This window comes from Neisseria sicca VK64, assembly GCF_000260655.1.
Classification (GTDB): domain Bacteria; phylum Pseudomonadota; class Gammaproteobacteria; order Burkholderiales; family Neisseriaceae; genus Neisseria; species Neisseria sicca_B.
In genome coordinates this window covers 1-7,508 of the sequence record NZ_AJMT01000190.1, presented here as the reverse complement: position 1 = coordinate 7,508, position 7,508 = coordinate 1, and the positions used below count along the sequence as shown (strand labels likewise).

The following is a 7,508-nucleotide window of genomic DNA, read 5'->3' as shown; positions in this document are numbered from 1 at the left end:
CTCAACCTGTTGTGTAAACAACGCGACGATTTTCTACACAGTACGCAAACTGAAAATAAGCAATTTGCAGCAACCTGATTCTTCAAATGCGTCAGCAGGCAAACCGATAATTCAATGCCCTGCTCGAAACAGGCATATAATATGCACCTTATCGCAAACAGATTGGAAGGAACCGACGATGGACGGACAAATGGCGCTTTTTTGCTATCAGGAACTGCCGGTTTGGCAGGCAGACGAGATTCCCGACGCGCTGCGTGCGGGTCATGCTTTTGACGAGGGGGAATGGGCTTGCCTGAACGTGTTGCAAGGTCGTCTGAAATTGACGGAAGCTGATAATGCTTCTGTCGAGCTGACTGCCGAAGACGGCGATCACATGATTGCGCCGCAGCAACAGTTTACGGTCGAGCCTTTGACGGACGATACGGAAATCAAGCTCTCGCTTTATTGCGCGGCAAAAGATTATTTCAATAAGAAATACGGCATGAGCGCGACCCATTCGGCGGTAGTGGCGGCTGAAAATATCGTTCCTACGGGCAAGGCTTTGGATATGGGCTGCGGTCAGGGGCGCAATGCGCTGTTTTTAGGTTTGAAAGGATTTGACGTAACCGCCGTGGACAACAATCCGCAGGCGGTGCAAAACGTCAACGAGTTGGCACGCATCGAAGACCTGGACGTGCGGGCGGTAGAATATGATTTGAATGCCGCCAACCTTCAAGATCATTTCGACTATATCGTGGCGACGGTTGTGTTTATGTTCCTGTATCCGCGCTTTGTGCCGCAAGTGATTGCCGATATGCAGGCGCACACCAACCCGGGCGGCTACAACCTGATCGTTTCGGCGATGGACACTGAAGACTTCCCCTGCCCTATGCCTTTTCCGTTTAAATTTAAAGAAGGCGAGTTGCGCGAATACTACCGCGACTGGGAGATTGTCGAATACAAAGAGGAACTCGGCGCCATGCATGCGAAAGATGCGGCGGGCAATCCGATACAGTTTAAGTTTGTTACCATGTTGGCGAAAAAGCCTGAAGTATAAACGAACGGGGTCGTCTGAAATATTTTCAGACGACCTTTTGGTATCCGCTTTGTTACGGCGCTTTGAACTTTTCCTACCTGCCATCCGACCGGCAGCATCAAATCTGGATTGTGTCGGCTAGAGGCGGTTTCCACTCAGCCACGCATCACCGACAACTTCAAAAACAAAAAGGTCGTCTGAAACCTTTCAGACGACCTTTTATGATCAAACAATCAGTTGCTCAACACGTCCACGCCTTTGGGCGGGGTGAACTTGAATGCGCCGCGCGAAAGGTTGGGCTTGGTGTTCAAGCCGCCGAAGCTGATGGAGGTTTGGTTGCCGAAGCTGTCTTTCAGCTGCATGGCGGCGAGGTTGTCGCCTTTGAAGCCGATGCGGATGTATTGGTAGCCGGCGTTGTTTTTCTTGGGTGTTGCCAAGACGTAGTCGATGCCGTTGGACGAGCCGTCTTCTTTGAGGGAGTAGCTGCTGTCAAGGGCGTTTTTGTTGGAGAGGATGGCGGCGGGGCTGTCGCCGATGGTTTGGTCTTGGGCGGACTTGGTCACTTGTGCCAAATCAACGTCATAGAGCCAAATGGTTTGACCGTCGCCTACGATGGTTTGTTTGTAGGGTTTGGTGTATTCCCATTTGAAGAGACCCGGACGCAGGATTTTGAAAGTACCGTGTGCGGTTTGGGTTTTCTTTTTGCCTTGGACGGTTTGGGTGAAGCTGCCGCTGATACCGTCGGCGTCGTTGTTGAATTTCTTGAGTGCATCCACTGCGCCTGCCTGTGCGAAACCGATGGTCGCGGTCAAGGCGGAAGCGGCGAGGAATTTGAACAGGTTGTGTTGTTTCATCATTATTTTTCCTTGTTGGAAGGGGTGTGGCGCCCAGTATCGATGTTACAAAATAACAATGCAAGCCGCTTATGGGCGGTTTACATTTTGCAAACAGTGTTTTCCGAGGGCTAATTTTTTGAAGCTGCGGGATTTTTTCCTGCGGAAAAGACAATCGGGTTTCACAATTCTTTAATGTATGCCGACTGTGCAAACTGTGGTATTTAATGGTTTTTGACGCGCAACGCCAAATTGTAAAGATTATATTCCTTATATTGTTTTTTTTAAACGCTATAATATTTGTTTTCCGAAAAACGGCAGACTTGGAATGAAACCTGATATCTATGCTTTGCTGGAACTTGCCCTGCTTTCAGACGACCCCGATGAAAAAGGACGGCTGACGGACGAGGCGTTTGCCGCCGTTCAAAACATGGACGGTGCTGAAGCAAACACCGCGCCGCTGGACTTCCGCCACGCGGGACGGCCGCCGAAGCCTGTTTTGGTCGCGCCGTCGCAACTGACGCCGCGCAAGATGAACACGACCGAAGGCTATGCGGCGATGCTGCACGCGATTGCGCATATCGAGTTCAACGCTATCAATCTGGCTTTGGACGCGGCATACCGTTTCCGTACGCTGCCGTTTCAGTTTGTGCGCGACTGGGTGCGGGTGGCGAAGGAAGAGGTGTACCACTTCCGCCTGATGCGCGAAAGGCTGCGCGCTTTCGGCTTCGATTACGGCGATTTCGAGGCTCACAACCATTTGTGGGACATGGCGTATAAAACCGCCTACGACCCGCTGTTGCGCATGGCTTTGGTGCCGCGCGTGTTGGAAGCGCGCGGGCTGGACGTTACGCCGGGGATACGCGCGAAGGTGGAACAGCGCGGCGATTCGGAAACCTGCGGCGTGTTGGACGTGATTTACCGCGACGAAGTGGGCCATGTCGCTATCGGCAACCATTGGTATCAGCACCTCTGCCGCGAACGCGGTTTGGAACCTGTCGCCCTGTTCCGCAGTCTGATTGCCCGTTACGATATGTTTATCTTCCGCGGCTATGTGAACATCGAAGCGCGTGAAAAAGCCGGCTTCAGCCGCTTCGAATTGGATATGTTGGAAAATTTCGAGCAGGGTTTGAAACAAGGCAAAAAGGTCGTCTGAAAACCCTGCATCCGGATTTTCAGACGACCTCTGTTGAGGAACGTTATGTCTCACCATCACGAACACCATCATCACGCACACGCCCACACGCATACCGCCAACAAAAAAGTATTGCGCGTGTCGTTCATCATCATCGCCGCCTTTATGCTGCTGGAGGCTTTCGGCGGCTGGCTGACCCACTCGCTCGCGCTGCTTTCCGACGCAGGGCATATGTTCAGCGACGCATTTTCCTTGGGTGTGGCGTTGTGGGCGTTCAAACTCGGCGAAAAAGAAACCACGCTGCAAAAGACCTTCGGCTACAAACGTTTCGAAATCCTCACCGCCATGTTCAACGGCTTGTCGCTGGTGGTCATCGCCGTGCTGATTTTCTACGAAGCCATCAAACGCCTGCTTTATCCGCCCGAAATCGCCACGCTGGGGATGCTCGTCATCAGCGTCGTCGGCCTGCTGGTCAACATCGGCGTGGCGGTTTATATGCTGAAAAACAGCGATACCGAAGCCAACGTCAACATGCGCGGCGCGTATCTGCACGTTTTAAGCGATCTTCTCGGCTCAATCGGCGCGATTGCCGCCGCCGTGCTCATGATGGCGTTCGGCTGGAAATGGGCGGATCCGCTCGCCAGCGTGTTTGTTGCCGCGCTGGTTGGACGCAGCGGCTGGGGGCTGCTCAAACAAACGCTGCACATCCTCATGGAAGGCGCGCCCGAAAACATCCACACCGACGACCTGCTCGCCGTCATCCGCAATACCGACGGCGTCAAATCCGTCCACGACTTACACGTCTGGACGATTACCAGCAATATCAACGTCCTATCCTGCCACATCGTCGTGGACGGTAGCATGACCGTGGCCGAATCCGAACAAATCGCCTACCGCATCGAACACGAGTTGTCCCACAAAAACATCGGACACTGCACCATCCAAATCGAAAGCGAACACCATCCGCATCCCGACAGCGTCTTGTGTGCCAACGAGACCGACGGCGCACACCATCACCACCACTAAACCCAAAGGTCGTCTGAAACCCTTTTCAGACGACCCCATCGAAAAACCAAAGGAAAACACATGATACAAGCCGTATTGTTCGACCTCGACGGCACGCTCGCCGACACCGCCCTAGACCTCGGCGGCGCACTCAATACCCTGCTCAACCGCCACGGACTGCCCGAAAAAAGCATGGACGAAATCCGCACCCAAGCCAGCCACGGCGCGGCAGGACTGCTCAAACTCGGCGCAAGCATCACCCCCGACCATCCCGACTACGCCCAATGGCGCACCGAATACCTTGACGAATACGACAGCCGCTACGCCCAAGACACCGCCCTCTTTGACGGCGTGAACGAACTCATCGCCGAACTCGACAGACGCGACATCAAATGGGGCATCATCACCAACAAACCCATGCGCTTCACCGACAAACTCGTCCCCAAACTCGGCTTCGTCATCCCGCCCGCCGTCGTCGTTAGCGGCGACACCTGCGGCGAATCCAAACCCAGCGTCAAACCCATGCTGTATGCGTGCGAACAAATCCATGCCGACCCGCAACACACGGTTTACGTCGGCGACGCCGAACGCGACATGCAGGCCGGACGCAACGCGGGTATGAAAACCGTACTTGCCGACTGGGGCTATATCGCCGCTGAAGACCAAACCAAAACTTGGCCGTTCGACCACCGCATCGCAGCGCCTTCGGCATTGCTGAAGATTCTGTAAAACGAAAGGTCGTCTGAAAACTTTCAGACGACCTTCTTCAAATCTGCTTCTTTATTTCTTCTTCAAATAAACACCGCTTTCGATATGGTGCGTAAACGGGAACTGGTCAAACAACGCGGCGCGTTCGACAGTATGGGTTTGGCAGAGGGTGTCGAGGTTCGCGCGCAGGGTTTCGGGGTTGCAGGAAATATAGATAATGTTGTCGAATTGCGAAACCAACTTCAGCGTTTCATCATCGACGCCGGCGCGGGGCGGATCGACAAAAATCGTGGAAAAACCATACTCTTTCAGCGAGATGCCCTGCTCTTGCAGGCGGCGGAATTCGCGACTTTGCGTATAGGCTTCGGTAAATTCTTCAGCGGAGAGGCGGGCGATTTTGATGTTGTCCCTTTGGTTCGCCTCGATGTTCCACTGTGCGGCGTAAACGGAAGTTTTGGACACTTCGGTTGCTAAAACCTGACGAAAATGCTGCGAGAGCGGCAGGGTGAAATTGCCGTTGCCGCAGTAGAGTTCAAGCAAATCACCGCCGAGGTTTTGTGCAACATCACACGCCCAGCCGAGCATTTTTTCGCACACGCGGGCGTTGGGCTGGGTAAAGCTGCCTTCGACTTGGCGGTAGCGGAAGGTCTTGCCGTTTACGTTCAGCTCTTCGGTGATATAGTCTTGAGTCAAAACAATTTTCTGCCCCCTACTCCGACCGATGATATGGATGCCCAATTCACGCGCCAAGGTTTCGGCGGCACGCTGCCACGCTTCGCCCAGTTTTTTGTGGTAAATCATGGTAACGAGCATCTCGCCGCTCAGTGCAGACAAAAATTCTACGGCGTACCAACGGTTTTTGAGTTCGGGATTTTGCACGGCGGCTTCGATGAGCTTGGGCATCAAGGCATTGATGGACTCGGAGGCGGCGGGAAATTGGTCGCAACGTATCAGGCTTGCGCCGCTCGCTTTCTGCCCGCGCTCGAACATGGCGTAAAACATTTCGCCGCCTTCGTGCCAGATGCGGAATTCGGCGCGCATCCGGTAATGCTGTTCTGGGGATTCGAAAACTTGAATTTCAGGAAAATCCAAACCTTGAAAAAGCTGTTGCAAGTATTGGATTTTTTGGTCGAGCTGTTGCGTATAAGCGGTCATGTCAGATTAATCTAATAAAAACAATCAGCGCATTATAATATAGTTCAAAGAGCAGATTACGGCACTGCGCCAAAAACAGCAAACCCACCGCCCCAATACCCCATAAATGCTTTCTCAAGCAGTTTCAAAAAATTTTGGAAGCCACTCGGGCAGCCGTTATTTTTTTCTGATCTACAAGCAAAAAGGCATGCCTAAATTTCAGCGAAACTTCCGGCCCGGCATTCCATCGATTTACCCATTCAATCTATATTGATTAAGTAAAAATAACATTATAGAATATTCACTCTTTTTAACATTTCATCTTGGGTACCCATCATGTCCGCCAAACGCTTCCTCATTGCCGCCTTCTTGTCCGCTTCCGCATTCGCCGGTGCTGATGTTCATATTGATGAAAGCATCCCCTATCGCGATAAAGAAGAGATTGATAACCGCATCGTATCCGAGTGTTTAGAAGTCGGCAGCATCATGTCCGAATCTTTGCGGGAGAGTGCGGCAAAAAGCGGGGTGACCGTCGTGCGCGATGGTCTGAAACAAGACACTTACGCAGACATCGCCATCACTTCCGCCATGAGCGCAGGCAATGCCTTTGTGGGACACGCCAAGGGCTTGGCTGTTTCTGTGACTTTGTATATTGACGGCAAACAAGTCAAAAAAACCACATTATCCCGCAATTCTATGGGCGGCATGTTTGGCGGTTTTAAAGGTTCTTGTTCCGTCCTGAACCGGACGGCCAAAGTTTTGGGTACAGATTTGGCCAAATGGATTATCCAAGAACAGAAAACCGCTCAGGCTAAATAAAGCGTTTAATCAAAAGATTGGTTTGCAAGCTCCGCTTCTGCCGTCAAAACCAGTGATAGCGGGGTATCGGTCACACACTGTACCAATCTTCCCATGACGAGTCAGTGCGAATACAAACGCGCCCCTAAATATAGACAAAAAAGTCGTCTGAAAACATCCGCACCCATGCGAAACGTTTTCAGACGACCTTTTGCTTATCTTAACCAGGATAGAAACCTTATTTCTTTTAACGCCCGAAGCCGATATAAGTTTCTCCGCTGCCTTGGTTGCGGCTGCGCCAAGTGTCTTTGGCACCGGTTTTCGAACCCAAGGGCGCATCTTGTTCGACCTGCCACAATACATCATTGCTGCCGCCGATAGGATGCGAACCGCGCATACCGACATAGCTGCCCATGTCGCTTACGCCGTTATTGGAAATTCTGTGGCTGCCGTATTTTGTGTTGGAAGCTTCCACTCCGGCTTTCAAATCGCCGTAAAAATGAACTTCCGCCGCAGCCAACGCAGGCAGTGCGAGTAAAGACAAAATTAGAATTTTCTTCATTATGAAATGCTCCTTATGTGACATCCCTTCTGCACAAGCAGGCGGGAAGGGTTAGTGCAAGGCGAATTCTACCGTCCTAAAAGTTTGTGTTTGAATTAAGAAAGAAAATTCATGCAAAGGGTCGTCTGAAAAATGTCAAATCAGATTCAAACTTCCCATGCCAACCGTATACGTTTTGAACGGCAGATGCGCTTCAAACCGAAGCCGCGCCTCGCCATCCGGAGCTTTATAGTGGATTAACTTTAAACCAGTACGGCGTTGCCTCGCCTTGCCGTACTATCTGTACTGTCTGCGGCTTCGTCGCCTTGTCCTGATTTA

General features: G+C 51.9%; 8 protein-coding genes. 5 read left to right on the top strand and 3 right to left on the bottom strand.

Going from position 1 to position 7,508, the window contains the following annotated elements:
• Positions 1 to 178 precede the first annotated feature (178 nt).
• Positions 179 to 1,036: an SAM-dependent methyltransferase TehB gene (tehB, locus tag HMPREF1051_RS11135; RefSeq protein WP_003768721.1), complete on the top strand. Its 858-nt coding sequence runs from the start codon at positions 179 to 181 to the stop codon at positions 1,034 to 1,036.
• 212 nt (positions 1,037 to 1,248) lie between these two features.
• Here tehB and lolA read toward each other — a convergent pair whose 3' ends face one another.
• Positions 1,249 to 1,872, bottom strand: a complete 624-nt coding sequence (gene lolA / locus HMPREF1051_RS11130; protein ID WP_003768722.1) for an outer membrane lipoprotein chaperone LolA — start codon at positions 1,870 to 1,872, stop codon at positions 1,249 to 1,251.
• Between the two features lie 304 nt (positions 1,873 to 2,176).
• On the opposite strand from lolA, the gene HMPREF1051_RS11125 reads away from it, so the two are divergent.
• From HMPREF1051_RS11125 to HMPREF1051_RS11115, 3 genes are read left to right on the top strand one after another with little or no spacing between them, the layout of a single operon-like run.
• Positions 2,177 to 3,004: a ferritin-like domain-containing protein gene (locus tag HMPREF1051_RS11125; RefSeq protein ID WP_003768732.1), complete on the top strand. Its 828-nt coding sequence runs from the start codon at positions 2,177 to 2,179 to the stop codon at positions 3,002 to 3,004.
• 45 nt (positions 3,005 to 3,049) lie between these two features.
• Positions 3,050 to 4,009 carry a cation diffusion facilitator family transporter gene (locus tag HMPREF1051_RS11120; RefSeq protein ID WP_003768726.1) on the top strand — a complete coding sequence of 320 codons (960 nt, stop codon included), beginning with the start codon at positions 3,050 to 3,052 and terminating at the stop codon, positions 4,007 to 4,009.
• Positions 4,010 to 4,069: 60 nt separating this feature from the next.
• A complete protein-coding gene (locus tag HMPREF1051_RS11115) occupies positions 4,070 to 4,717 on the top strand; it encodes an HAD family hydrolase (RefSeq protein WP_003768718.1) in 648 nt (215 codons plus the stop codon).
• 51 nt (positions 4,718 to 4,768) lie between these two features.
• Here the strand turns inward: HMPREF1051_RS11115 and trmA are convergent, their stop codons facing one another.
• Complete coding sequence (trmA, locus tag HMPREF1051_RS11110; RefSeq protein WP_003768730.1) at positions 4,769 to 5,851, bottom strand: tRNA (uridine(54)-C5)-methyltransferase TrmA; 1,083 nt, start codon at positions 5,849 to 5,851, stop codon at positions 4,769 to 4,771.
• A 315-nt stretch (positions 5,852 to 6,166) separates the two neighbouring features.
• Here trmA and HMPREF1051_RS11105 point away from each other — a divergent pair, with 315 nt between their 5' ends.
• Positions 6,167 to 6,649, top strand: a complete 483-nt coding sequence (locus HMPREF1051_RS11105) for a hypothetical protein (protein WP_003768734.1) — start codon at positions 6,167 to 6,169, stop codon at positions 6,647 to 6,649.
• A 226-nt stretch (positions 6,650 to 6,875) separates the two neighbouring features.
• Here HMPREF1051_RS11105 and HMPREF1051_RS11100 read toward each other — a convergent pair whose 3' ends face one another.
• Positions 6,876 to 7,190, bottom strand: a complete 315-nt coding sequence (locus HMPREF1051_RS11100) for a porin (RefSeq protein ID WP_003768716.1) — start codon at positions 7,188 to 7,190, stop codon at positions 6,876 to 6,878.
• Between the last annotated feature and the right edge of the window lie 318 nt (positions 7,191 to 7,508).